The organism is Granulicella arctica, from assembly GCF_025685605.1.
GTDB classification, from domain to species: Bacteria; Acidobacteriota; Terriglobia; order Terriglobales; family Acidobacteriaceae; genus Edaphobacter; species Edaphobacter arcticus.
This window is the reverse complement of the sequence record NZ_JAGTUT010000001.1, coordinates 4,207,542-4,232,867: the sequence shown is the minus strand read 5'-3', so window position 1 is coordinate 4,232,867 and position 25,326 is coordinate 4,207,542. Positions and strand designations below refer to the sequence as shown.

The window sequence follows — 25,326 nt, the reverse complement described above, 5'->3', positions numbered from 1 at the left end:
TACCGACAATAACTCGGTTTAAGAGAACGTAGTTAGAGGCTTCAGAAGTAGTTAGCAAGGGGACTGGAACGTCACAACCTGCCGAGGTCTTGGCTGAATTTCATTATCTTTCCGGTAAGCAAGATCTGATGCTGAGCTGTTGGCTTCCCGGAAGAGAGACATATGCAAGATCTTCCTTTTCTTGTGCAGACCTTTGCACATGTCAGGGCTTGCTCGATGAAGCTAATCGTGTGTCACTCACTTCCGCATCATTGATTTCAACATATGACGTATGACCTGTACTGACGTGAGATGGCCCGCGAGCGGACCAGACGTGATCTGTTCGGCATCAAGCATCGCCAACCCATGCAGCGTAGACCATATCCAGACGGCGTTTACTAGTGCATCCTCCGCTCCTATGCAACGTCGAACTCTTTGGAGCAATAAGATGAATGCGTCGTCAGCCACCTTGCTAAGCTCACTTCCCTCCGAATCCTTCAAAAGGCGTGATGCGAACATCAGGCGGTACAGACCGCGGTTGCCTTGAGCAAAGTTGAGGTAGGCCTCGCAGGCCCTCGTAAAGTCTCGGCGTGCGCTTAGACCGGAGGCAGGTTCAAGTTTGGCACAAAACTCCTGGAATCCTTGCGTTGCCACAGCCCTCAGCAGATCCCCTCGATCGGCAAAGTGCCGATAAGGTGCAGGCTGAGACACACCCAGGTGAGACGCCAGCCCCTTCAGGGATATGTCTTCATGCGCAGTCGTTTCTAGCGCTTCACGGGCAGCAGCGATGAGGGAAGCACGGAGGTCACCATGGTGATAGGCCCTCGTGGCGCCCTTCGCTCCTGCAGCGCGAGCAGTTTTCCCCAGTATTTGCGGTGACTCGCGGTTCATGATTGGCATTTTCCTACCTCGGCGCACAGTGCGTTTATGTAATGTAGCATTACATATGTGATTTACAATCACATACCCGAAAGGCGCAATCATGCCGGAACTCGACCTTGCAAGCATTCATCTTCCGCACACCAATCCTTATCTCATGGGAAACTTCGCTCCGGTCTTGACGGAAACCACTGCCTTCGACTTGCCTGTAGAGGGTGAGATCCCACTCGAACTGGAGGGTCGACTTCTTCGGATCGGGCCGAATCCTACGGGAACGCCAGAGGAAGAGACGCACCACTGGTTTATGGGCTCAGGGATGGCACACGGACTTCGTCTGCGTGGAGGGAAGGCGGAGTGGTATCGCAACCGCTTTGTGGTGGACGACATCACCGCGTCGTCCCTCGGACGGCCTCCCCTGCCCGGCCCACGAAACGGCAGATATAAGAATGTCGTAAACACAAATATCTTGGACATTGCTGGGCGCACCTACGCCACCGTTGAAGCGGGCGGCCTACCGGTCGAACTTACGTACACTCTCGAGAGTTCCGCCCGATCTGATTTCCGCGGTAGTCTCCAGCATGGCTTCGTAGCTCATCCGAAGCTGGATCCCAAGACTGGAGAGCTTCACGCGATCACCTATGAACCCGGGCTTAGCAACCTGAGCTATATTGTCGTGGGTAAGGATGGCCTCAGTCGTTCGGTCGCCGAGATTGCCGTGCCAAACAGCCCAATGGTTCACGATATGGGTTTCACCGCGACCAAGGTGATTGTGTTAGATCTCCCCGTAACCTTCAACAAGGCAGAGGTCGGCCGCAGTTTTCCTTATACATGGAACGCCCAGTCACCAGCACGAGTGGGCTTACTGCCGCGAAGCGGGAATGTTGCCGAGCTGCGCTGGTTCGAGGCTCTCGCATGCTTCGTCTTCCACATCATGAATGCCTTTGATCGAGACAACACGGTCGTCTTGGACGTGGTACGCCACTCCCACACGTTCGATCAGGACCGGCGCGGCCCCAGTGAGGCTGTACCGCGCCTTGCGCGCTGGACGATTAATCTCGCCACCGGTTCTCTTCAGGAGTCAATACTTGAAGAGCGTGGTTGTGAGTTCCCTCGCTTTAACGACGCATACGCTGGCCAGGCTTACAAGTACGGTTACACCGCTTCGATGGAGGGACTACGCTTCGGTCCGGCCTACAAACATGACGTGAGCACCGGGCGCACGGAAGTGCATGACTATGGCCCATGTTGTGTAACGCTTGAGCCGGTTTTCGTTCCTAGGCAAGCTGCATCAGCGGAGGACGACGGCTGGATCATATCTTTCGTTTACGATGCTGCGCGCGACGCTTCCGATGTCGTTATCGTGGACGCGCAAGCATTCTCCGAGGCACCCGTCGCTAGGATCCGCTTGCCAGTGCGTGTCCCGTTTGGGTTTCATGGGAATTGGGTTCCTGACCCCGTCTAGGTTTAGGCGTAATTTCAAAGGGATTAGCATCCCGATACGCATCTTAAGTTTCTTGCACGAAAAGGTTTCATACTGTCGTCAAGCGGGTAAGCCTTGTCAGTGAACCACTTATCGGTCTCACCTCCGTCGAGCTGCCAGAGGTCGGCCTGGTCGGGTGCGCTCACGCGCTTGTACCTGACCAACTGAGTTTGGCAACTTGGCTTGGCCCACTTCGGCGGTTTATTTTGGCCCACCCTTTGGGTGTTGATCTTGAGGGAGTTGGGTTCTGCTGGAGCGTAGCCCGGAGGGCGTAGCGGAAGCAGAACCTAACGCCCAGGGCTTACTCTTTGGTCTTCTTCCGCAGGGTTCTACGGAAGCGATAGGACTCCGATCCGGTCTCGATGATGTGCGCCTGATCGGTGAGCCGATCAAGCACTGCTTTGCAGAGCCGGGCGTTGGTGAAGACCTGAGGCCACTCGGAGAAGGGCAGGTTGGTGGTCACGATGATGGCAGCCTTCTCAGCCCTCTCTGCTATGACCTGGAAGAGCAGTTCGGCGGCGACTTCGGCAAGCGGGACATAGCCGAGTTCGTCGATGACGATCAGCTCCACACGAGACCAGCGTGCCAGCATCCGGCTCAGGCTCTGTTCCCGTTGCGCTTCTACGAGCTGGTTGACCAGGGCGGCGGCGGTGGTGAAGCGCACTCGCTTGCGTTGACGGCAGGCAGCGATCGCCAGACCGGTGGCAAGATGACTCTTGCCTGTGCCGGGATCTCCAACCAGCAGGACCGGCTCGGCACGTTCGAGATAGCCTCCTTCGGCCAGGGCGCGGATGCGGGCGGCGGGGATGTGCGGCGACTGAGCGAAGTCGAACTCTTCTAGCGTCTTGACCCTGGGCAGGTGCGCCTCCTTCATCCTCAACTCGATGCTGCGTCGTTCTCGGTCTTCCATCTCCGACTGGAGCAGAGCCTCGAGATAGTGCAGATGCGAGTGCTTGCGTTGAGCGGCTTCTTCGGCGAGCGATGCGAACTGCGCACCGACAGATGGCAGTCGCAGCGCCTTACAGTTCTGAGCGATACTTGCGATCTGGAGGCTCATGCCTGCACCGCCTGTAACAGCCGGTCATACTCGATCATGGTCGGCAGCGGGCGTTCATACGCGGACAGAGCCCCGATCTCGATCGGCTCGCCAACGGTATGCTGCAACTGATCGGACATGAGCAGATGACGGATCGCGGCGACGTCTTCGCAACCCAGATCGAGCGCCTGCTCTACGGCAGCCGTCAGGCTCTCATAGCCGAACTCACGACCCATGCGGATGAGCGTCACCATGGCACGGGTGCCGGGCTGTCGTCCTTGCCGTTCGATCATCTGCTGCCAGATCCGGTCATAGCTCTTAGGCCAACGGCCCTGTGCTCGCCACTGCGCCAGCGGCGTCGACCCGCGCAACGCGCCAGGCTTCCGGTCCAGCACGTCAAGGTAATGTTCCAGATCGAAGATCTTCTGTAATCGGCTGTAACAGCGTTCGTGGCTGGCGATTCGGCTGCCATGGTGATGGAACTCGACCGTGCAGGAATAGACGCGGGCTTCGACGATCGAGCCCGGCTTCAACGGCACGGAATAGGAGTTCGTCCGCACCTTCGCGCATCCTGTCTGATCGACGCGCGGGAAGCTAACCTCGGCCAGATCGAAGGGCTCGTCGGCCAGCGGCAGAAGATGCTCCTTCTCCGTCAGCAGCCGGGTTCCAACACACTCGCTATGGCCTGACATGATCCGGCCCTCATCGGCGCGACAGTCCTCCAGCAGCTTCCGGTTCAGCGCCGCTAAATCGGCAGCCACCGGCACCGGCACCCAGTGGTTGCGGCGGAAGTAACCAACTTCGCCCTCCACTCCGCCCTTCTCGTGGCCTTCGCCCGGAGTGCAGAACTCGGCCTGATACTGCCAGTGCGAACGGAACGCGATGAACCGTGCCGTCAACTCTCGCTGCTGGCCGCGCAGGATCTTCTTCACCGCACTCGAGAGGTTATCGTAGCGAAGCCGCCGGAAGACGCCTTCGAAATACTCGAAGGCAAGTTCATGTGCTTCCAGAAAAGCCTGCTGCGTCGCACATGGATACGCCCGATGAAAGGCAGCACCGCTCGCCATCGAGCGCATCTCAAAGACCTGTAGCTTGATCCGTTCCCCGTCCAGATCGGCATACGCTTCATACCAATCGACCTGCGCCTCGACGCCCCAGTCGTAGCTCTGCGGAACGAACACCTCGTGTTCAGCCAGACCCAGAGCCTGCTTGCGCCGCTCTACATACTGCCGAACCGTTCGCTGCGCTGGCGTGCATCCTGGGATCTCGGCACGAATCCGGTCATAGATCCGCCGCGATGTGTGGCGCTGCTTGCGCGGAGCCTTACGGTCCAACTCCAATATCGAGTCGATCAAAGACACCGCCGGTGCCATCTTCACTGCTGGACGTTCCGTCTTCTTCCGCTGAGTGGGAACTGCGTTGCGCACCGCCTCACGCACCATGCGCCGATGCACGCCCAACTTCCGCGCCACACCAATCACCGACCCAACGCCAAACTCATACTCCCGACGAATCTGCTCGTATAGCTCCACCTTGGCTCTCCAATCCAACTCGCCCTCCGCCTCTCATATCACTGAGAAACAGGGTAGAGTCCGTGTTGCCCAAGGGTGGGCCAACTTAAACCGCCATAATGGGCCAGATCAGAGTGCCAGAATCACCACCATGCCCTTCTGTCACTGCTGGCCTATTATTTGTTTGATAGTACTGCCAATGTATGGTCCGCCGCAGGACTGCAACGGAAAAGCTGCGTGCGAGAAGACAAGTCTGCGGCAATGTATTCGGCCTTTAGGTGGAGATATCTCTCGTGGCCATGATGAGTTCCGCTGCGTGCCTGTCCTTATAAGTCGGTCGGTCGTTGACGACCATTATCAGTATCAGGTTGAAGGCACGCCGTTGTGACTGTTCTTTCGTCGTTGCTGTTCCTGTGGAGACTTCGGCGGAAGCTTTTAGCAGCGAAAGCTTGGTCTGCGCTCGACCGTTTCTCGCAGACGGTACCCAAGACCCTGGGCGCGGTCAGCATTACCCTCTGGCATCCTCGCAGATGCGGTCCTTCCCCTTCGCTGCTTTTTCAGATTAGCTCAGATCGCATTTACGCCGTCGCTATCAGGTTCGCGTTGGGACGGTACCCTATCAAAACTGCCCCGACGGTCTGCGCAGCACATCCAGCTTCGTGCGCGGTGCAGCCCTGATAGGGTACTAACGTTTCTCGTTACCTATTTCTTGCTCGCTCGATAGTAAACCGTACTCAATAAGGGCACGGCCCTGTTCGAAGGACTCGAACGCGAAGACATCGACTCAAGAGAAATTCAGGTGAGGTCAACAGTCCGGAACGCCAAAGCACTAAGTTCCAAGCTTTCAACGGGCCGCTGGCTCTAGAGCTCCGCATCAAGGGTCATGGCCCCTGCAATTCTCTTGAAATCGTCCTCACTGATCTGGAACGCTGCTCTGCGAAACGCCAAGCCCCAGTGCTCGTCCCCTTGGGTAAATGTCAGCTCTTGCAGTAGCGGCCGGATAGGCGCCCGTCTGCTCTTAAAGAATTTCACCTTACGACGATAGGGATGGAAGCAAGCAGACTGTTCCGCTACATAGGGATTTTCATCGAGGATGCGCCCTGCAGCGATGAAAGCCTGCAGGACAGCTCCACTTCTCATCCCTTCGCGCGGCGAGTAGTAGATGATGAGGTCGCCGGACTTCAGCCGGCGCACTGGAGCTTCCTTGCCATGACCCAACTGGCAGAAGCCGCCTTCAACCGCGCCCTGCACGTGGTCGTGGCTTGCGACACCAACCCGATAGCGAAGCATTACGCTGCTGCCTGCTTTGCTGTGTGGACCGTAATGCCATATCCATCCGGATCTCGAAACGAGAAGAATCTTCCAAACGGTCCATCAGCCGGAGGAAGGACGATGGATACGCCTTTCTCGACAAGCTCTGCATGGAGCGCATCGGCGTCCGTTGCGGCCATCCAAAAAGATACGCCCCATCCCAGCTTGCTCGTCGCATCCAGGTCGACCATCGGTGTACGGATCGCAAATGGGATGGGCTTGGCTTCAAAAATCACCGCGCCGGGCGGCATGTGCGGCGATGCCGTGAGGCCGACCTGCTCTAAGTAGAACTTCCTGGAGGCTTCAAGATCGCGTACCTGGAGTGCGATAAAGCTTGGTCCGATCACTTGTGGCTTATCTGCGTGCTTGCTTGATGTTGTCATGTTCCTTATATTATATAAGGAACCTTATATGTCAAGAGCGGAAAACACGTGGACGAATATGGCAGCCGAACATCCGATGGCAGATCGACTTGGTTATGTACTCAAACGAGCACAACACGCACTCCGGACAACCATGGATGACCAGCTCAGCCATCTGGGGCTGACCACGGCACAGTTCAATGTGCTATCCGCCGTTCAACAACAGCCAGGTATTTCAAATGCCTCCCTCGCACGCGGGTCTTTCGTCACAGCACAGAGCATGCTTGGCATCGTGGCCAACCTGGAGAAGGCGGAGCTGATGCGCCGGACGCCGCACGAGATACACGGACGTATCATGCAGAGTGAGTTGACCCCAAAAGGTACGAAGGTGCTGACAAGCGCTCGTGAAGCTATCCATGCAGTCGAGAAGGGGATGACGGCCGGCTTTACTGCTGCGGAGATCCGCACCCTCGTGACTCTGCTGCAAAGGTGTGCTCAGAATATTCAATCCACATAGAGCAAAAGCTGTCAGACCTAGTGTGCGCAAGACGAATAGTCATCATAAATGGGATGAGCAGGTCCTCTGAAGGAGGAGCAGACTGTTCCCATGAAGAATCCAGCGCAACACCTCATCGCTGAAGCTCCACGCAGGCAAGCCAAGGTCGAGATGACGATCGGCATCGACCTTGGCGATGTCTGGAGTCATTACTGCACCCTTAACCAGGACGGAGAAGTGGTCGACCGTGGCCGCTTCAGAACTATCCCGAAGGCGATCGAGAAGTGGTTTACCGACGTGGCTCCAGCGCGGGTTGCGATGGAGGCTGGAACACACTCGATCTGGATCAGCGCACAGTTGCAGGAACTAGGTCACGAAGTCATCGTGGCGAACGTTCGCGAGTTGCGGGCGATCTCGCACAGTGACCGGAAGAGCGATCAGGTCGATGCTGAGAAGCTGGCAAGATATGCCCGGCTTGATCCGAACATCCTTCGTCCGATCGCCCATCGCACGGTCGAGCAACAGCAGGCTCTGACTCTGATCCGTGCGCGAGCTCTGCTGGTGCGACTGCGTACCGCTGCGGTGAATGCCGTTCGTGGTCTGACGAAGTCGTGCGGCCACCGTATGCCTGCCTCCGCCACAACGTGCTTCGCCCAGCGCAGCCTGGCCGTTATGCCGCCTGGACTGGCACAGGCGCTCGGTCCGGTACTTCAGCAGATCGCGGAGATGACAATAAAGATCAAGCTGTACGACCGGCAGATCCAGCAGCTCGGCCAGACCGAGTATCCGGAGACACAGGCTCTGCTGAAGGTTCACGGCGTCGGCCACCTCACCGCCTTGACCTTCGTGCTAACGCTCGGCAGCAAGGAGCGGTTCGGACGAAGTCGCGACGTTGGGTGTTACCTGGGCCTACGACCTCGTCGAAGTCAGTCCGGAGATCACGATCCTCAACTCGGCATCACCCATGCTGGCAACGCATACCTTCGAAGTCTGCTGATCGAGTGCTCCAACCACATCCTGCGACCGCACGGACGAGACTCGGCGTTGCGACAGTGGGGTCTCCACTTAGCTGGCCGAGGCGGCAAACAGGCCAAAAGTAAGGCCGTCGTTGCCGTAGCCCGCAAGCTTGCCGTGTTGCTTCATCACCTCTGGAGCACTCAAGAGCCGTACGTGCCGTTCTACGAACAAGCTGCTTGAGAGATCAACATGTTCACCCGTTGCGACGACACCGTGTTCCGATGACTGCGAGCCGACTTCGGCCTTCGAGGCCGACCGATAAATGGCAGCATCGACTCTTCTCTCGAACCCCAACCGGCACCGAGCTTGCTTCAAGACAGCTCATCAAGAGTGCGAATAGAAACACGGTGGAGAGCAACGAAACCAAGAGCAACGACAAAAGCAAAAGCCCTATGAAGGAAAAACAAAGAACAATCCCTTGACACTAGTGACCTGCTCATAGAAAGTCGGCTTCTCGTCAGCGATGGCTCAGACGACGAGAACGGCCTTTCCCGGTACTAATCCCGTCCGCAACGCTTGAGCAAGTGCTCGATGAGTGCATTGGCCTGCTATCGACAGTTGAAATTCGAGATCCTAACGTTCGACAAAGCGTGGCTCACCGATATGTTCACCGGCCTGCGATGCTTGTTTTGCCGGGAGGAGCGCAAGCAGCGTGCCTCCAATAACAACAAACATCACAATGTCCTGTGGACTATCCTGCCTGTGGGTCCCGTGAACTATCGCCTCTGCCGACATGATGGTCATCGTGAACGCGTGGGCAAGGCTGGACCACGCCCCGTAGCCGATCATCAAACGATGCTTCGCCGGTTGCTTAACGGCCAGCAACAGGCAGACTCCAAGCGCCGTGTTAAGGCTCAGGAACATCGGCATGACGTCACTATGCCCGCGAAGCCACTTATCGTGCCACAGATTGTCGAACAGGAGATAGCCCCAAAAGCAATAAATCAAGCCCACCAACACCAACACTACCTGTAAGGCGCGTTCACGTTTCATACCGTCCTCCGTTCTGTGTGATCGTCAGCTGCGATGGGTTCGATACTAAGAACCCTGCGAGTGCCCGCAGTGCCTGCAGAATGCTTCTCCCCCGCGAACAGGCTTGCCACAGGAACTGCAAGGCCCAAGGAGAGGCCTTCGGAACACAAGATAAAGGATGAATCCAATGAAATTGGGTATGAGGAAAGCGGCAATCACCCAGGCCCAGGCAGGCATTTGACGCCTTTTTGCGTCCCCATAGATATATCCGAGGGCAAGGAAAAAAGCCGCGGTGAAGACGCCAAACGTTAAGCCAAACCAAAGCGCTTCCGGCATCGCATTGAGAAATCCTTTGGTGGCAAGTAGGGAACGGCCCTGGCCGGAAACAAAATAGAGCACCCACATCGGGATCGCCAGTGCCGCGATGCCCATTGCAGATCGCGGTAGAAGCTTCCGCGTTGCCGATCCCAATAAGACAGCCGCGATTACAATCCCGGCCAAGAACGCTATCAAAAGCACCGCCGATTGCTGTGTCATGCAATACCTCTATTCTCACCAGGCGCCGCGAGCAGACATAAGGCCGCGCAAAGAGATGGCAGCAGCCAAAAGACGAGCACGCCTGCCTGGACTTGAGCAGAGACAAAATGCATTGGGACCGCCAGGCGCTCGGCCATCTGGTACACGAGTCCCGATCCGACAAATGACATCGAGAGTGCCACAGCAAATGCAGCCCAGTTCTTGAATGGCACGCTGTGCTGTCGCATTGTCCCGGTGTTATACAGCTTAAGGGCTACGAGAACCCTGGCATTGAGGGTTGGATTTACCTCGAAGGAAAAACCGCTGAGGCCCGCGATAATCCGGTTGCTGGCGCTGAGATACTCCCTGCAGGTAGCGCAAGTGGAGAGATGCTCGCGAAGAGATTGTTCGTTCTCCGCTGAGAGGGCGCCCGCCAGACTCTCGTCGATCATGCGTTGGAAAGTTTCGTGGTGGTCAATATTCATGCTGTGTCTCCCTCGAACCGCGGCCGCAGCGTTGCCAGTCCTCGATAAATTCTGGAAGCTACGGTAGAGACCGGCGCTCCCACAATCACAGATATTTCCTCTAGAGATAAATCTTCTTGAAAACGCAGTACGAGGGCTTCGCGATAGACGGGCTCCAGAGTTTGCAGCGAGTGGGCAATCCGCTCGGCATCTTGTGTCCGCGCCGCAAGCGTGTATGGCGAAGGCTCACCGGAAGCAGGCGATGAGCCAACGCCATCCGCCTCATCTGAGTCCAGACTGAACATCGGTCGCTTACGCATGGCATCGAGAGCAACATTGCGTGCCACCCTGAAGAGCCAGGGTTCAAAGCGATACTGCCCGTCGTAGGACCCACCCCGCTCCAGGACTCGTAGCCACGTCTCCTGCACGAAATCGTCAACTCCATCGCGTCTGCCCAACAGGGAGACCAGATAACGAACAAGCCGGTATTGGTATTGCTCGACCAGAGCCTCAAGGACGACGACATCTCGCTGGCGCAACCCAAGCGCGATTCGTTCCGTTTCGCTTTCCATGGACGCCCTCGAAGTCAGCTCATAATCGAACATACGATGGGTATACGAACCATGGACCCGAAATTACGAAAACTGGAATGAGAAATATCCCCTCTGGACGCCCGTAAAGAGAAAAGAAAGCCTAGACAAGGGAGAGAGAATCTCAGCGGACCTGTCCTCTCCACAAATCCAGTCCGATGTTCAGAAAAGCAAAGGCCCCTTCTCAATGTGTACCAAATCGCCATTGCACTCACTGAGTCACATCAGTACAGCACTAAGACTTCTGGAGACCAAAGGTGTTGTGGAAGTACCGAATGATCGAGGGTCGATAGGAGGGGCCAGGTCGAAGGCCCTATGTGTCAGGGCTCGACTGAGCCCTGGCTAACCGCCTCAGGGCCCTGGAGGGCCACGATCATTTGCTCTATCCATGACCTGATCGTGACGTTTTGGTCAGGTGTAGATACCTCGAAAAAGTTGCGCTTGATGTTCTGAGCATGCCCGGTGACGGCGCGCTCCGCAAGTTGGCGTCCCTGAAACGTGAGTCGCAAGCCCGTGCGTCGTCCGGCGGCTCCAGTTTCTACTCGCTTTACGAGCCCACGGCCTTCCATTCGGGTGAGCAGATGGGATACACGGCTTTTCTCCCAACCAAGCGACTGCGAAAGGTCGCCGACGCGTGGTTCCTTGACGGACGAACGGAGCAGGGTTACCAGGATGCTGAATTCTGCTTTCGATATCCCAAACGACAACTGTAGATGCCGCTCTATCTGCTGCGTCAAGAGACGCTGCATGAGCGTCCACCGATGCCATTGCTCCCATTCCTGAGGTGAGAGGTCTGCAGATCGCTTCATCTTCTTATTCTATCCAGTAACAGTTGACGCATCAACTGATGGCCTTATAGTGTTGACGTATCAACTATAAAGGTGCAGTCATGGATCTTCGCATTGCAATCATTCTTGGGAGTACACGTCCCGGACGGCGGGGCGACCAGATCGCATCCTGGGTGCTGGACACGGCGCGGAACCACGGTGGCGCCGCCTACGAGTTGATCGACCTGGCCGACTACCATCTTGGAAATCTCGATGAGGGTGGTAACCCAAATCACCAAAAGTATGAGCATGCGCACACAAAAAAGTGGAGTCAGGTCATCCGGAGCTTTGATGGATATGTGTTCGTCGTTCCGGAGTACAACCACTCCTACCCCGGGGCGCTAAAAAACGCTCTGGACTATGTCTATCGTGAGTGGAACGACAAAGCCGCTGGTATCGTGAGCTACGGTGGCTGGGCAGCAGGAGTGCGAGCAGCAGAAGCGCTCAGACTCGTGCTTGCTGAACTTCAGGTGGCCACCGTGCGCTTCCAGCCCGCGGTTCTAACGCATCCCACCTTTGCTTCCGGAGCGTTCGTCCCTACAGAAGCGCTCACAGCTTCAGTCCGTGAGATGTTGCGGCAAGTGCTTCGTTGGTCGGGTGCCATGCGGACCCTGCGCGTTGAAGCTTGACATGGCATAAATCGGAGCAGATAAGGAACGGTCAACGCGATTCTCAGCAATTGCTCATTTGCAGGAGGGGAAGGTGCAGGAGGAGGAACTCGACTCCTGCCGCGCAGCGGGCGAGCGGGGGCCGGTAACGGGATGAGAGGTGCGGGGAGAAACCAAAGCGGTTTCTCCCTGCGGCTTTTTGAGGAATAAACGAAGGACGGCCATTGGGCGCCCCTCGAGAGAACCGACCCCGTTAGGCCGCTTTCTTGGTTGCCTTCGCCGCTGGTTGTGCGGCCTTCTTCGCCTTCTCTTTCGCAGAGAACTCTTGCCGCACCTTCGCAGTGATGGCGTCTGTGTCAACTTTGTAGGCGGCTGCTGCGTCTTTCAGGACGTTGGTGGAGTTACTACGTGATGCCGCCAACAAGATGCTGCCCTAGACGGCTATCCGAGACAGCGTGCCTTCGTCCGCTCTCTTGAGGAAGGCGATGAAGGCTTTCTTCACACCGCCATTGTCCCGTTTCTGACGGATGCCATGCTGCCGCGCCAACATCTCCACTCGGCTGTCGTCCATTGAAGTGGTCAGCTTCTCGATGATGAGAAGCATGTCACGCTTCAATAAGCGAACCGGGACGGCGGAGCCGATGGCAGACAATATGCGAAGGCCAACGGTGTTGGCAATAGCCGCCTCTTTGCGCTGCTTCTCCTGTTCTGCCTTCCAGCTTTCGTCTCGGCTCGCTGGTTGCTTCGGATGATGTACCGGGCAGCTCGCGTTTGCGCAGACCTTATGGGTCGTGCCTACGTCCGTACCTTCGGTGATGATGGCCTCAGTGGTGAACTTGCACTCTTGTATTCGCCACGCTTGGCCTCGTCTTTGGATTTGGGACGGTCGTCGCGAAACACGGTGTACCTGTTGCGCGGCAATACCAGGCTGCCTTCTTTCTGCCCCCCTAGGCCGTACTGATCTGCACCAACTCCGGTTTCGCGGCGACGGTCTGCGCGACATGCGCTGAGACTTTGGCCTGATAGCAATTGGGATCGGTGCATCGGTCACCCTGTCTTCCGAGGTCATCGCCAAACAGCAGCTTGTTATGGCCTGTCCGTTTGGGGCGATCGGCACAACTGCCAGCGGTCGGGATAAGCTGCGCGTCCCGCTTGTTGAACGGCGCATCTTTCAGGACTAACAGGATATTGCTGTCAATCCAGAATTGCAGGTTGCGGAAAGGCAGCAGGATACGAGCGGGCTTCGATCCTCCATTGTGGACCTCCTTGAAACAGGATTGAAGGGCCGCTTCCTGCTGATCGGCGGGCAGCTTCGCCAACAATAGCGCATGGCCAACGCCGATCTCATCGGCATAGAAGGCATCGACCGCAGACGGGACAAGGTCGGATAATTTCAACCTCGAAGCCACGAAGACGGGCGATTTGCCCACCTTCGCCTCAATCTGCTCGATGCTGTACGTGGGGTCTTCCAATCCGGCAAAGCGCGGAATCCTGCGCCTCCTCCATCGGATGAATTCAGACGTTATCAGGTTTTCCACCAATTGAGCCTCCAGTGCTGCTGCATCGGAGAGATGAATGATGCGGATGGGCACGGTCGAGGCTTATGCCATCTGCGCGGCGCGATAAACCGTGCTCCTGCGATGATCTCGAAGCCATTCTCGGTAAGTGGCCGAACCAGCAAGGGCGAGATAACCCCCTGGGTACGGATGGACTCTGCCAGCTCCTTCAAGGCCGTTGCTTCAAAGGTGCGACGGGGGTTGGTCTTGGACTCACTTAGCATGCGAGTGTTACGTTGCGGTATTCGTTAACATTGACGATCTGCGTTTCCATGATGGTGTGCTGCTTTCGAGCGGGTGACTTTCGGACATTGTAAATACCCCGGGTACATGCCGAGGACCATGCACCTCCTGGGATCGCCAGATCCCAACTACGGGCAAAGATCACAAAGATTTGCTGTCTCCGTTTGCTCGTGCAAATGGGTGCGGTCCATCGTGTCTGAGGAGACCTCAAAGCTTCTCTCGGCGGATCGGATCACACGCTCCTTCAGACTTCAGAACAGGGTGAGGATGTCGCTAAGAGCCCTACAAGCAAGCTCTCGCCGCACAGGACTTGCGGTCACGAAGATTCGCGAGCGGAGTTGATTCGCGATGGAACGATTTCCTCTTGTCCTTAGCTCACCTCACCGATGTACGACCTCCGTGGAGTCGCTACTTCGGCTCGTATTTCCACTTCCGGAAGGTCGCTGATCCAGTGCCGCAGGCATACAAAGCGGGCCTTAAATCAAGAAAGCCTCCAATCGCATTCTGCTGGTAAGTCGTGACATCTAGTGAATCGCGGATGTGCGTCCACTTGCCTGCGGTGGGTCCGTCCTGAAGGTGATAGTAGAAGTCTGCGACCTGGTCCACGTTGACGATCCGCAGGGTTGCTCGTCCGCCTTGCACGAGGAAGGTCTTGCCGGGAGACCGGGTTCTTGGGTCCGAGGTGAGGCGCAGTCCGCAGAGGTGAGTGCTGTCGTAAAAGAGGATCAATCCTGCCTCGCACCCCTGCGTGATCTCGATGTCAACCTCGACCGTGTAGTTCGGGTGCGTGGCGGCGCGCGTGAGCGGCGATGTGGTCTGGATGCTGTCGCCGTGGGCGGCGAGTGTGAGCGAGCCGTCCGCAAGGCGCACCCGGTTCAGGTCATAGCCCTTCCAGAACTGCCATTGCAGATCAAGTGCTGTGCCGGAGAACGCGCCAGCCGTGTCCGCTGACGGTTCGGGTTCCAGGTGAGCCTTAGGGATGGGGTTTCCAGCCGAGATGTCATCACGCACCTTGTACCAGCCGTCTGCAGTCCATTCGATGGGCAGCAGCAGCACCTGGCGGCCAAGGTTCTGAGCGCCATTCCGGTAGGAATGGTACGTCATCCACCAGGAGCCGTCCGCATCGTCCACCAGGCGTCCATGACCCTGCGACCACCACGTCTCTGCCCTGCTGCGAGTGTGAACGATGGGGTTGTGCGGCGACCACTCCCAGAGGCCGTCGATGTTGCGGCTGCGGGCAGAGAGCACCATGTGGCTTGTGGGCGGCCCGGAGGTTCCGCCCTCTGCGACCGTCAGGTGATAGTAGCCGTCGTGGAACAGCAGCTTGGGCGCCTCAAGGCATTCGCATTCGACCTGCCAGTTGTCTGGAATGGTCCACGCGGACAATACCTTGCGCGGCGGTGCCTTCACGGAGAGGCCGTCGTCTGAAAGCTCCGCCATCCCTCCGCCCGCCAGATAGAGGACACGGCGGCCTTCCGGAGTGGCACCGTGTGTGGGATCGATCCCGCCAATACCGAGCGCTATCGGCTTGCTCCATGGTCCCAACGGATGCGGCGCGTGTACAACGAAGATCTTGCCGTCGCAGGGATAGTAGATGTAGAAGAGCCCCTTGTATTCGCACAGGAAGGGCGCCCAGACGGCTCCATAGTAGGCATCGAGCGCCGCTCCAGCGGCCTTCCAATGCACCAGATCGCGTGAGTGCCAGATGAGCAGGCCGGGCGAAAAGTGGTCGGTGGTATGAACCAGGTAGTATTCACTGCCGACGCGGATAGCACCCGCATCGGGATGGTCACCCGCGATCACCGGGTTGCTATAGGTCCCGGCAGTATGCGATGGCAGTGACGATGCAAACGAAAGTGCCGGCCACGACGTGGCCACACCCGCGCTTACGGCTGACCCTCCAATCTGAACGAACTGCCGCCGGGTCCAGGATGAGGTCTGTGCCGAAGAAGTGTGAGAGTGCATGCGTGTGCCTTTCGATGAAGGAGTGCCAGTCTAACGGGTGTTGTGCGGCCGTGCAGAGTTGACGTTTACCTTTGGGCTGACACCCTGTCAGCATCCCTGGCACCTGCGCGGTGTCACCGCCGCGGGTGAACTGACACCGCGCACACCAGACCTCATCGCAAGTTATCTCGCGTTGCAGACGGCCGTGACTGCGCCAGATTCGGCAGTCTCGCCGCATCGCGGTACTCATGGTCGCCGGCGGGCAGCAGTCGCAGCACATATGAAAACTCCGTTGGATCGGACCAGACCATGTATTGCGGCAGGGGCTTCGGTCCGCAACTGTTGGAGCCGACGCCGAGCGTGCGTGTATCCAGCGTGAGCACCGTGGACGTACTCGGCGGCAGGTCCTCCGCATGAGCCGGCTGGTCGAGATCTTCATCCCGGAGCGGTAGAGCGGATACCTGCAACAGCTTGCCCTCACTCACGGCTACCAGCGAGGGCAGACCGCTGGCGGCCAGCGCAGCCCAGCGGACGTCTTCATGGTTCCCCGCTTCCATCGGCTTCGGATAGGGGGTCAACTGCTCCTGCACGGTGCTGGAATACAGACCCACGTCCGATCCGCGATCACGGTCGGAGTAGTTTTCCATGGGTCCCCGGCCCAGGTAGGTTAAGCGGTTGTAAGCCCTGTTCAGCATCAGACGCACACCGATTCTTGCCAGCGGAATCCTCTCGCCCGCAGGTACGAAGTTGTTTTTCACCGCAATGGAGCCGTCGCCTGAAACGGTGTACGCGGTCCTGTAGGTTGCCGACCAACCCTGGCGCCCCTGCTCCAGCAGCGTGGCCTCCACCAGCACCTGCGAGTCACCCAGTTGGGTCGCTTTGATGCTCTTCACCGATGTCTGCAGCTCATTGATGCCGTACTTGTCCCACGCCTTGGAAGCCCACTCATCGTCATTGCGGTGGGGTGCACGCCACAGGTAGAGCTTCGGCCCGCCACCTTCCATCAACAGCGATGTGCCGCCCCGCTCGATCTGCGAGATGGTTCCCTGCCGTTTGTCAAACGCAACGCGAAACGAGTTACCCGTCACGGTAATGGACCTGTCGTCCTCGGCAAGCTTCAGGGATGCAGGTACGTCTGACTGTGCAATCTCCCTCATTACGGCAGGTGCGACGGGCAGTACAAACTGCTGTGTCGCGACTGGATATCCCGCATCTGCCCAGAGCTCCGGCTTTGCCAGCTCAAAGGAGAGCTGGAGGAAGTATTCGCGCCCTGGCTTCCGGGACAGGGGGCGGATCGGCAGCGTCACCTCAGAGCTCGCACCCGGCGCCACGTCGATGGGGGGAAGTGTGCCACCGTCGATGGTCATACCGTCTTCGCTGAGGGTCCAGTGCGGCACGAAGGTGTTCAGGTTGGTGAACGCATACCTGTTCCGGATGCCAATCGTTCCGCGATCCAGAGCGATCGGGGTGAAGCTTACCCATTGATAGGCACGCTTCAGCTCAGGGTAATGAGGCTTCGGTGTGCGGTCGGAAAAGACAACACCCTTGTGGATGAAGTATTTGTCGTTGGGAAAATCACCAAATCCGCCGCCATAGGCCATGTACTGGTGATTGGGATCGCGGCCGTTCCACAGTCCCTGGTCTTCCCATTCCCAGATGGCTCCGCCCATCAACGTTGGATACTTATCGAAAAGGTCGTTGTAATCGCCCACTGATCCCATGGAGTTATTCATGGCGTGCGCATATTCGCAGAGGTAGACCGGCCTGGTGCGTTTGGCATCCTCGCCCGCCGCCTGCAGCTCCTGCGGGCTGGTGTACATGTGGCTTTCGATGTCGGTGGGCAGGCTTGCCCCGCCGCCGAAGGGTTCATAGTGCGTGGGCCGTGTACTGTCGATTGCCCGCACTGCCGAGAGCGCAGTCCGGAAGCTGCTGCCGCCGCCACATTCATTTCCAAGCGACCAGATGACCACCGAGGGATGGTTCTTCAGGTTCTCCACATTCGCCACATTGCGATCGACGATGCTTGGCTCGTAGCGCGGCTCCCGGTCCAGCACGTTCATGTAGCCGTGGCACTCGACATTTGCCTCAGCCACAAGGTAAATGCCGTACTCGTCCGCAAGCTCATACCACCGCGGATCGTCCGTGTAATGCGAGGTGCGCACGTGATTCGCATTCACCCGCTTCAACAGCTCCAAATCGCGGATCATGCGGTCTTCTGAGACGGTGTGCCCGGTGTCGGGCCAGTTCTCGTGGCGGTTCGCGCCCTTCAGCTTCACCGGCGCGCCGTTGATCATGAAGATGGCGTTCTTGATTTCGATCTTGCGGAAGCCGGTGCGAGCCGAGAGCATCTCCGCAGGCACGTCTCCACCGCCGGACAACGACAGCACCGCGGTGTAAAGATTCGGCGTCTCCGCCGTCCACTTTGCAGGATTTGCAACCGGGAGCGAAGTGGAAACCTGCCGCTCCTCACCTGCCGCCAGCGCGGGAATGTCGACTGCCGTCTGTGCGATGCTTGCCGTCTGTCCGCGAGGCACAACCTCCACCTGGAGACGGCGTGCCGGCTGCGGTGCAGCGGAATAGTTATGAATCTTCGCGGACACGCGCAGAACTCCGTCACGATACCCGGGATCCAGGTCCGTCGTGAGAGAGAAATCCCGCACATGAACCTGTGGAGCGCTCCACAGGGTTACGTTGCGAAAGATGCCGCTGAGCCGCCACATATCCTGGTCTTCCATGTAGCTGCCTGCGCTGAACCGGTACACCTCAACGGCGATCAGATTCTTTGCGCCGGGAATCACATAGGGGGTTAGATCGAACTCCGCAGGATTGCGGCTGTTCACGCTGTATCCGACCTTCTTGCCGTTGACATAGAGGAAGAAAGCCGAGTCGACACCGTCGAAGGTGACGAAGATACGCCGGCTCTTCCAGTTCGCCGGAACGTCAAACTCGCGGCGATAGCTGCCGACGGCATCGCGCTCCGTATACGTGGTGAACTCACGCGGAGGTTCGCCGGTGACCCTGGGCCAGTCCTTCTTGAAGGGATACGTGAAATTCGTGTAGATGGGGGTTCCATAACCCTGCACCTCCATGTTGGATGGGACAGGGATATCCTTCCAGCCGCTTACATCAAAGGCCGGCTTGCAGAAGTCAACGGGACGCTCCTCCGGCCGCGGGACCCAGTGGAACTTCCAGGAACCATTCAAGGTGCGGGCCCAACTGGAAGCCTTGCGGTCAGCCGCCAGAGCCTCCGTGCGGTCTTTGTACGGCATCAGCGTGGCGTGATAGGGCTCCTTGTGAATGCCAAGAATGGCCTCATTCTCAACCTCGGGCGGTATTGACGGGGTCTGCGCCCGCAGTGTGAGTGTCAACGCAAATAACACGAGTAAGGCTGAGATGGATATGTTCTTGTAACGCATTTGCGATGTGTTCTCCCGAGGCTGTCCCTAATTGTCGATTCTAGTGCTGTCTGGCATCCTGAGTGGCTCGTTCCTGTTGGCAGGCGCTACAAACCGGTCGCTGCGGTCGGCCGGGTAAATCAAGTGGTCTCGCTGCAGTTTGGGTGCACTCGCTGCCGGATCGTTGAAGCTTAATTCGGCGCACACCGTGTTAGAAGCTCTTCCAAACAGCAGACTCACTATCATTTGGCTTCAGTAAGCTGTCTAGTGGATCGGCCCAAAGTGAACGTCCTCCGCTGCCGGGCCGGTGCCAAGAAACTGGATGGTTGTGGCTGGACCCAGGTTCGCCGACGGATTCCATGACTGGAGTACCCACACTACCTGCTTTGTGGGTGTGAGTTCAATTGCCTGCACGGAACCCGGTTCGTTTGCCGGCGTCTTGGTCCATTCGTTGATCCAGTTGTTGATCACGGTGTTGCCGTTTGGCAGCCGCCACGCCTGCTGCAAACTGGTGAACGGGTAGGCGGGTGTGTCAGACGGACGGAAGCTCCAGGGTATGTCTCCGCGGCGCGTGACCTCGCGCACGCCTTCACGGTCCGTGATGAGCACGTTGCCATTCGACAGGGGCGTGACGCCCCATGGCACGGCTGCCGGGAACGACCATAGCTCTTTCCCGTCGAAATCGTATTCGACAACCTTGTTCGAATCCATGTGCGCCACCATCAGCGTGCCTTGTTCCGTGAGGCGGGCGTGGCGAAACTGCCCATGCGTGCTGTCGGGATGTTTCGTCTGCAATGTGATCTCGTGCTCGGTCACATTTGTGACGATGTTGACGACCCGCAACACGGCCGGATTGCCATTTTGGATGTAGAGGACGCGGTCCTTACCGATGGGCATGGCGGTGTGGACCTCATGACCTGCCGGAGTGTCATAGTTCCAGACGACCTTCTTCTCCGGGGTGATCTCGGTGACGCCGAACTGGTGGGCGAAGAGGACGTTGCTGTTGGAGAGCATCACGGCGTCACTGACTTCGCCCTTGCCTGCAGGGTCGTCGTACGTCCAGACTACCTTGCCTTGTCGCACAAGGAAGATGCGGCGGTCGTGCGATTCGCCGGCGTACAGAAAATCATGTTCCACCAGACCCTTGCCGGGCAGCGGTGAGGTCGTGCGGGCGCCGCCCTGAGTTTGCGCGGCGCACGCGGCGCATGCGACCAAGAGGCACGCGAGTAGACGAAGCCGTGGCAGCATCGATTAATCCTCCATCTTCTTGCGTTTAGGAGAAGCAATGGTCGCGGGGCTGGAGACCGGACTGACCCGTCCGTTGGCGGCCACCGCTACGACCGAATACGACATGAACTCTCCGCGCTCCGGAGCAGGCTCCGTGTATGCGGGGCTAGTGAGTCCCATCGCCACCGTCTTTGCCGCGGGATCGAGCGTGCTCTTTCTCAGCACGCGGTAGACACGCGCGCCCGGCACTGCCGTCCAGCTAAGCGTGAGGCGCTTTGCGGCGACCGTGGCCGAAACCGCCGCAGGCGCAGCAAGCGGTGCAGCACCCGCGGATGGCAGCAGACCATAGACGCAGAACTGGCCGGTGCCGATGTTCTCCGAGCCGAAGCTGGCCAGGTAGACTCGCCCATTCGCGACCGTCGGCGGAGCCATCTTGGCATACCGGCCACAGTCGTCGCGGCCTGGCATCTGCAGGGAGTTCCACAGTTCATGGCGAATGTCGTCGGCGTCATAGGCGTAAAGAACACCCGGCCTGGACTCATGCCATGAGTCGCCCGTGGCATGAATCGCGGCCCACAGGATGCCGTCCTTGTCTCCATTCGCCGACAGCGACAGCATGGCACCGGGATGCCCCTCGTTGGGGATGTCCCTCCTCACCAGCGGAGTTTCTGCAATCTTGCTGCCTTCAAGCTTGTACACCTTGGCCTTGTCCCGCTGGCCCCAGACGTACAGCAGGTTGCCGTTCTTCGCGCTGGTCCAGTACACGAGTGAATGCAGGTGTGAGGCGGTGGCGCGGAAGTGCTGCAACGCATGTTCATCGCCCAGGTGACCCAGGTTGCGGGTGTCCAGCGTGTACAGCACGCCCTCTTTACCGCCGCCCAGAACGAGATGGGTTCCCGGAATCAGCGTCGCCCCGGACGAGTCGAGGTCGGTGTCCCCCTTGTCGAGCTCGAAGTGATTCGTCGGTGTGAACCAGTCCAGCAACTTGAGATGTGGCGACAGCTTTAGAAAACTCTCGCTGAAGTTTGAAATGCCGTCCCAGCTTCCATTGCCGGTCACGACAAAGATGTTTCCTTCGGGATCGACGGCCGGTGGCTGCCCCGATTGCCAGATGCTGGCCTCTGATCCGGTAGGCGAGGTGTTGAAGACGCCCACCTGCGTCAGCGTCTTCGCGTCATACGCCATCAGGAAGCCGTGATACGGCTCCTTGTCGCAATGCGATGCGTAGCCCACGTACACCATGCCGTTGGCCAGCATCAGGCCAGGACGCTGGTTCTGCATAAGCGGATCGAAGGCCGGGGCGCTGATGACAACCGGGCTTCCCGGCACGTCCGCGCCGGTCGCCAGATCCAGCGCGTGCAGCCTCTGTGTGTACCCTGTTCCCGAACCGGCGGCGGCGCGCGCACGCGTGAGCGCGACCACGTATAGGACCCCGCGTGCCTTATCGATCACGGGCGTACCGATGATGCCCATGTTGCCGTTGATGTCCAGACATCCGAAGTCGGCGCTGTGAACGTCAGCCGGTGCGCCAAAGTTCACGTGCCAAAGCGGCAGGGCGGCTTCTGGGTCGTTTGCGTCAAAGGCGTACACGCTGTTGTTCACAGTTGTCACGTAGACGATGTCGCGTGTGCCGCCGCCACCCTGGATGCCGGTCGCCACCAGCGGCTGGGTGTACAGCTGGTCATCCAGGGCACGCTTGAACAGCATGCCGAAGCCGGCCTGATTCACACTGCGCGGCGTCAGTGCCGTTTCGTGAAGGTTCGCGCCCGTTCTGACAGCATCGTTGTGCTGTGTGAGCACATCCACCTGCGCAGACGAACAGGCGCATGCCGCTGCCAGGAGGAGACAGAGACGTGCGGGCAGCGAACGGAAAGGCCGCGCCAAAGCATCGCGACGAGGTGCAGCAGGATTCATCGGTCAGAAACTCCTTTTTGGGGCATCTGCACTCAAGCGTCTAATGCAGAACACCCGGTACTGTGCTCATTCGAGCAGGTAAACGCTACCGTTTCGGCAACGTTCCGAAGTACAGGCTGATATGGCCCTTGTATTCACCCGTTGCGATGGCGGACTGCCCCATGGGTCCCATGGTTTGCGGTCCGCCAAACTTGTTGCCGATGGCGGGGATGGCATTCAGGAACGAGAGCCCAGTGGAGGGAAACGGCACGGCGACCTGCCCGACCAATTTCGCCGATGCCGTTTTGGGCGCGAAGACCTGCAGGTACACCGGCGAGTCAGGCTGCTGTTCCACCGCGGCGGTCATCTCGCCCTCAGTGGTTTTGAACTGCACCCAACGCACGCCGGAATAGAAGCCCTTGAACACCGGGTAGTCAAAGTGTTCTCCCGGCTTCAGGTCATCCGGGTCGCCCACCATGGTGTTGTTGTAGGACCTTTGCCAGACATCGAGAGTTCCACCCGCCAGGCGATTCTGGTAGACGGGATCCGGCCCCTGTCCGAAGAAGCGCATGCTCTTCACATCGGCCTCAGGATAGTCGAAGCCGATGCCGAAGTACTCGTGTGGGCCCGTCATGGCATACACGTAGTCAAGCGAGAGCCAACCGTTGGGCTTCAGACGATACCGCAGCGTCTTCATGGGGCCGTCGAACGCCGCCGAAATGACCAGATCCTCGCCCTCCATGGCATGCGTGAGAGAGACCAACTTCGAGGGTGCTGCAATGGCCGGCTGCGGCGGTGGCGCGGTTTGTCCGCGCACCGGAACCGGCCGCGGGTCCATGGCAACAACGCGCGGGCCGTTCTTCAGCGAGTACGTATGTCCCTGCCGCGAGGCAGACACTAGCAGCCCGCTGCTCTTGTCAATCTGGATGGACATATCGCTGGCCTTCGCGGTGAACACCTCCGGCGTCTCTGTTACTGCAGGCTTTGCTCCGCCGCCGGACCTCGCCGTGGCGTCCGGCGCACTTCCGGCGGTCTCGACGGGCCAGACATAGGTCTGGATCACCTGTCCGGTCGCGTCGCGGATGATGAGCCGGGTGGCGTCTGCCCTGGCTTTGCCGCGTCCGGATGCGGATGCCGGGAGTCCCCATCCATCCCACGCTTGCGAGGCGCCGGGCGCCAGCGAGCGGCCATGATCGATGCGAGAGGTCAGCACCATGGACCCGGACTGTGCGTCACTGGGACGGCGGAACGCGATGGCCTGCCACTCGTACGTGCATCCGCCCGCGTCCAGGAAGCTGTAGCGGTTGGTCACAGTGTAGGCATGCGACCCGCCGGCGGGGGGCGTGACGATGATGGGTGACCAGAGCTGCTTAATGGTATTGAAGCTGGCCTCATGCTCGCGGTACGGGCCGACGATACCGTCAGGCGCATAGTTGCCTTGAGAGTCGAGGATGCCGCCTTTGTCAACGCGCTTCACATCTTCGTCCAGTAGTGCCCACATGAATCCGCCAGCACCTGCCTTGCTTCTCAGGATGGCATCCCAGTAATCCTGCAAGCCTGCGCCCGCACCGCCATCGTAGAGGCCGTGCAGCATCTCTGTGGGAAACAGGACAGGATCGGCGGCGAGTTTCTGCTGCAGTCCTTCGTAGGTGGGATAGTGCTTGGTATCCGCGATGCCAACGGGAAACTCAGACCAGGGATGCAGGACTAATCGCGCCTGTGGATCGTACTTCGCGTAGTCGGCGTCAAGATCGAAGTTGAAACCACCTTCGTTGCCGTTGTCCCAGAACAGGATCGAGGGATGGTTCACGTCATGCTCGACCAGTTCCTTCACCAGCTTCCTGCCGACGCCGGTGTCGTACTTCGCCTGCCAGCCTGTAAGTTCGTCCAGCACATAGAGGCCAAGTTCATCGCAGGCGTCCAGAAAGTGACGGTCCGGGGAATAGTGGCTGGAACGGACCGCGTTGCCATTCATCTCTTTGATCAGGTTGACGTCGTCCCTGGAAATTTTCTCAGACAGAGTGCGGCCGGAATCGGGCCAGAAGGAATGCCGGTCGACGCCTTTCAGAAAGATGCGGTTGCCATTGACGAACAGGCCTTGACCGGGGCGAACCTCGATCGTGCGGAAACCGAATTTCTGGTGAACCGTGTGCACGACGGTCCCGTTTATCTTCAACTGCACGTCGAGTCGATATAGACTCGGCGTTTCAGCGGTCCACAGTCGCGGATTGGAGATCTTTCCGGCAAGATGTGCCACGCTGCCGAAGGCTGCATTCGAAAGGGTGACCGGCTCTCCGACGGGCTTGCCGCTCAGGTCGAACACCTGTGCTTCTACACTGGCCGTTGCGCCGGACGATTCCGCCAAGCGCCGGTCGGCCAGCCTGGCATCGACTTCAAGGACGCCTGCCGCGGTGGCGTTAACGGCCAGGTGCTCAATGAACGTCTTCGGCACAGCCTCCAGGTACACCGGACGAAAAATGCCGGCGTAGTTCCAGAAGTCGCCACGACGCTCGGCGCTATCGACAGAGGCGTCTGAGGATTCGTCATCCACGTCGACCTGAATCTCGTTCGGCTGGCCTGCGGGCTTCAGCAGACGGGTGATGTCGTAGTGGAAGGCGTAGTAGCCGCCCTGGTGCAGCGGACCTGCGGATTGACCATTCACCGTGACACGCGTATCGGTCATAACGCCTTCAAAGTTCAGGATGACGGCCTTGTCCCGCCAAGTGGCGGGTGCCGTAAAGGTGCGCTTGTAGACGCCGTGGACCTTGGTCCAGCCGCCTGCCGGCGCGACCCGGCCGTAGGTGTAGATGCCGAAGCCCTGCAGTTCCCAATTGGAAGGCACGCCGATGGTGGACCACTGGTTTGCGTTCGGGCCGTGGTCGCAGAGAAACTGCCACTTCACCGCATCGTCCTTGCCGAGGCCGGACAGGTACTGAACTTCAGTTTCGGCGGCGTGTGCTACTGAAGCCACACAAAGGAGCAACAGAAACGTAAGGCGGCAGAACGAACGTATAGCATCT

At 58.6% G+C, this 25,326-nt stretch carries 23 protein-coding genes; 4 read left to right on the top strand and 19 right to left on the bottom strand.

Annotated features, from left to right (window positions below; translation table 11 throughout):
- Positions 1 to 237: 237 nt before the first annotated feature.
- Complete coding sequence (locus tag OHL20_RS25280) at positions 238 to 870, bottom strand: TetR/AcrR family transcriptional regulator (RefSeq protein ID WP_396272387.1); 633 nt, start codon at positions 868 to 870, stop codon at positions 238 to 240.
- A 91-nt stretch (positions 871 to 961) separates the two neighbouring features.
- Here OHL20_RS25280 and OHL20_RS17925 point away from each other — a divergent pair, with 91 nt between their 5' ends.
- The gene (locus OHL20_RS17925; protein WP_263384536.1) at positions 962 to 2,320 is read left to right on the top strand and encodes a carotenoid oxygenase family protein; all 1,359 of its coding nucleotides are present in this window, start codon (positions 962 to 964) and stop codon (positions 2,318 to 2,320) included.
- 319 nt (positions 2,321 to 2,639) lie between these two features.
- On the opposite strand, the gene istB is transcribed toward OHL20_RS17925, so the two are convergent.
- The 4 genes from istB to OHL20_RS17905 all read right to left on the bottom strand — a co-directional run bounded on the left by istB (position 2,640) and on the right by OHL20_RS17905 (position 6,579).
- A complete protein-coding gene (gene istB, locus OHL20_RS17920) occupies positions 2,640 to 3,395 on the bottom strand; it encodes an IS21-like element helper ATPase IstB (RefSeq protein ID WP_263384535.1) in 756 nt (251 codons plus the stop codon).
- Positions 3,392 to 4,924 (bottom strand): IS21 family transposase, encoded by a 1,533-nt coding sequence (gene istA, locus OHL20_RS17915; RefSeq protein WP_263384534.1) that lies wholly within the window; start codon positions 4,922 to 4,924, stop codon positions 3,392 to 3,394. The genes istB and istA overlap by 4 nt, the downstream gene beginning before the upstream one ends.
- Before the next feature lie 822 nt (positions 4,925 to 5,746).
- The gene (locus OHL20_RS17910) at positions 5,747 to 6,175 is read right to left on the bottom strand and encodes an EVE domain-containing protein (protein ID WP_263384533.1); all 429 of its coding nucleotides are present in this window, start codon (positions 6,173 to 6,175) and stop codon (positions 5,747 to 5,749) included.
- Complete coding sequence (locus OHL20_RS17905; protein WP_263384532.1) at positions 6,175 to 6,579, bottom strand: VOC family protein; 405 nt, start codon at positions 6,577 to 6,579, stop codon at positions 6,175 to 6,177. The genes OHL20_RS17910 and OHL20_RS17905 overlap by 1 nt, the downstream gene beginning before the upstream one ends.
- Positions 6,580 to 6,607: 28 nt before the next feature.
- On the opposite strand from OHL20_RS17905, the gene OHL20_RS17900 reads away from it, so the two are divergent.
- Positions 6,608 to 7,075, top strand: a complete 468-nt coding sequence (locus tag OHL20_RS17900) for a MarR family winged helix-turn-helix transcriptional regulator (protein WP_263384531.1) — start codon at positions 6,608 to 6,610, stop codon at positions 7,073 to 7,075.
- 90 nt (positions 7,076 to 7,165) lie between these two features.
- A complete protein-coding gene (locus tag OHL20_RS17895) occupies positions 7,166 to 8,251 on the top strand; it encodes an IS110 family RNA-guided transposase (RefSeq protein ID WP_263384530.1) in 1,086 nt (361 codons plus the stop codon).
- Between the two features lie 393 nt (positions 8,252 to 8,644).
- On the opposite strand, the gene OHL20_RS17890 is transcribed toward OHL20_RS17895, so the two are convergent.
- The 5 genes from OHL20_RS17890 to OHL20_RS17870 all read right to left on the bottom strand — a co-directional run bounded on the left by OHL20_RS17890 (position 8,645) and on the right by OHL20_RS17870 (position 11,422).
- Positions 8,645 to 9,064 carry a DUF6632 domain-containing protein gene (locus OHL20_RS17890; protein WP_263384529.1) on the bottom strand — a complete coding sequence of 140 codons (420 nt, stop codon included), beginning with the start codon at positions 9,062 to 9,064 and terminating at the stop codon, positions 8,645 to 8,647.
- 45 nt (positions 9,065 to 9,109) lie between these two features.
- A complete protein-coding gene (locus tag OHL20_RS17885) occupies positions 9,110 to 9,580 on the bottom strand; it encodes a zinc ribbon domain-containing protein (protein ID WP_263384528.1) in 471 nt (156 codons plus the stop codon).
- Complete coding sequence (locus OHL20_RS17880) at positions 9,577 to 10,044, bottom strand: zf-HC2 domain-containing protein (RefSeq protein ID WP_263384527.1); 468 nt, start codon at positions 10,042 to 10,044, stop codon at positions 9,577 to 9,579. The genes OHL20_RS17885 and OHL20_RS17880 overlap by 4 nt, the downstream gene beginning before the upstream one ends.
- Entirely contained in the window at positions 10,041 to 10,595 is a 555-nt protein-coding gene (locus OHL20_RS17875; protein WP_263384526.1) for an RNA polymerase sigma factor, read from the bottom strand. Before OHL20_RS17875 ends, OHL20_RS17880 begins: the two co-directional genes overlap by 4 nt.
- 338 nt (positions 10,596 to 10,933) lie before the next feature.
- A complete protein-coding gene (locus tag OHL20_RS17870) occupies positions 10,934 to 11,422 on the bottom strand; it encodes a MarR family winged helix-turn-helix transcriptional regulator (protein WP_263384525.1) in 489 nt (162 codons plus the stop codon).
- Between the two features lie 80 nt (positions 11,423 to 11,502).
- Here OHL20_RS17870 and OHL20_RS17865 point away from each other — a divergent pair, with 80 nt between their 5' ends.
- Positions 11,503 to 12,069 (top strand): NADPH-dependent FMN reductase, encoded by a 567-nt coding sequence (locus tag OHL20_RS17865; protein ID WP_263384524.1) that lies wholly within the window; start codon positions 11,503 to 11,505, stop codon positions 12,067 to 12,069.
- Positions 12,070 to 12,301: 232 nt separating this feature from the next.
- Here the strand turns inward: OHL20_RS17865 and OHL20_RS25030 are convergent, their stop codons facing one another.
- The 9 genes from OHL20_RS25030 to OHL20_RS17835 all read right to left on the bottom strand — a co-directional run bounded on the left by OHL20_RS25030 (position 12,302) and on the right by OHL20_RS17835 (position 25,277).
- The gene (locus OHL20_RS25030) at positions 12,302 to 12,469 is read right to left on the bottom strand and encodes a hypothetical protein (RefSeq protein WP_317890969.1); all 168 of its coding nucleotides are present in this window, start codon (positions 12,467 to 12,469) and stop codon (positions 12,302 to 12,304) included.
- Between the two features lie 12 nt (positions 12,470 to 12,481).
- The gene (locus OHL20_RS25025) at positions 12,482 to 12,652 is read right to left on the bottom strand and encodes a hypothetical protein (protein WP_317890968.1); all 171 of its coding nucleotides are present in this window, start codon (positions 12,650 to 12,652) and stop codon (positions 12,482 to 12,484) included.
- 343 nt (positions 12,653 to 12,995) lie between these two features.
- A complete protein-coding gene (locus tag OHL20_RS25020; RefSeq protein WP_317890988.1) occupies positions 12,996 to 13,640 on the bottom strand; it encodes a ParB/RepB/Spo0J family partition protein in 645 nt (214 codons plus the stop codon).
- Entirely contained in the window at positions 13,574 to 13,828 is a 255-nt protein-coding gene (locus OHL20_RS25015) for a ParB N-terminal domain-containing protein (protein ID WP_317890967.1), read from the bottom strand. The genes OHL20_RS25020 and OHL20_RS25015 overlap by 67 nt, the downstream gene beginning before the upstream one ends.
- 427 nt (positions 13,829 to 14,255) lie before the next feature.
- Positions 14,256 to 15,812 carry a family 43 glycosylhydrolase gene (locus tag OHL20_RS17855; RefSeq protein WP_263384523.1) on the bottom strand — a complete coding sequence of 519 codons (1,557 nt, stop codon included), beginning with the start codon at positions 15,810 to 15,812 and terminating at the stop codon, positions 14,256 to 14,258.
- A 152-nt stretch (positions 15,813 to 15,964) separates the two neighbouring features.
- A complete protein-coding gene (locus OHL20_RS17850) occupies positions 15,965 to 19,207 on the bottom strand; it encodes a glycoside hydrolase family 2 TIM barrel-domain containing protein (RefSeq protein WP_263384522.1) in 3,243 nt (1,080 codons plus the stop codon).
- A 243-nt stretch (positions 19,208 to 19,450) separates the two neighbouring features.
- Positions 19,451 to 20,434: a beta-propeller domain-containing protein gene (locus tag OHL20_RS17845; protein ID WP_263384521.1), complete on the bottom strand. Its 984-nt coding sequence runs from the start codon at positions 20,432 to 20,434 to the stop codon at positions 19,451 to 19,453.
- Between the two features lie 3 nt (positions 20,435 to 20,437).
- The gene (locus OHL20_RS17840) at positions 20,438 to 22,327 is read right to left on the bottom strand and encodes a PQQ-binding-like beta-propeller repeat protein (RefSeq protein ID WP_263384520.1); all 1,890 of its coding nucleotides are present in this window, start codon (positions 22,325 to 22,327) and stop codon (positions 20,438 to 20,440) included.
- A gap of 85 nt (positions 22,328 to 22,412) precedes the next feature.
- Positions 22,413 to 25,277 carry a glycoside hydrolase family 2 protein gene (locus tag OHL20_RS17835; protein WP_263384519.1) on the bottom strand — a complete coding sequence of 955 codons (2,865 nt, stop codon included), beginning with the start codon at positions 25,275 to 25,277 and terminating at the stop codon, positions 22,413 to 22,415.
- Positions 25,278 to 25,326 lie beyond the last annotated feature (49 nt).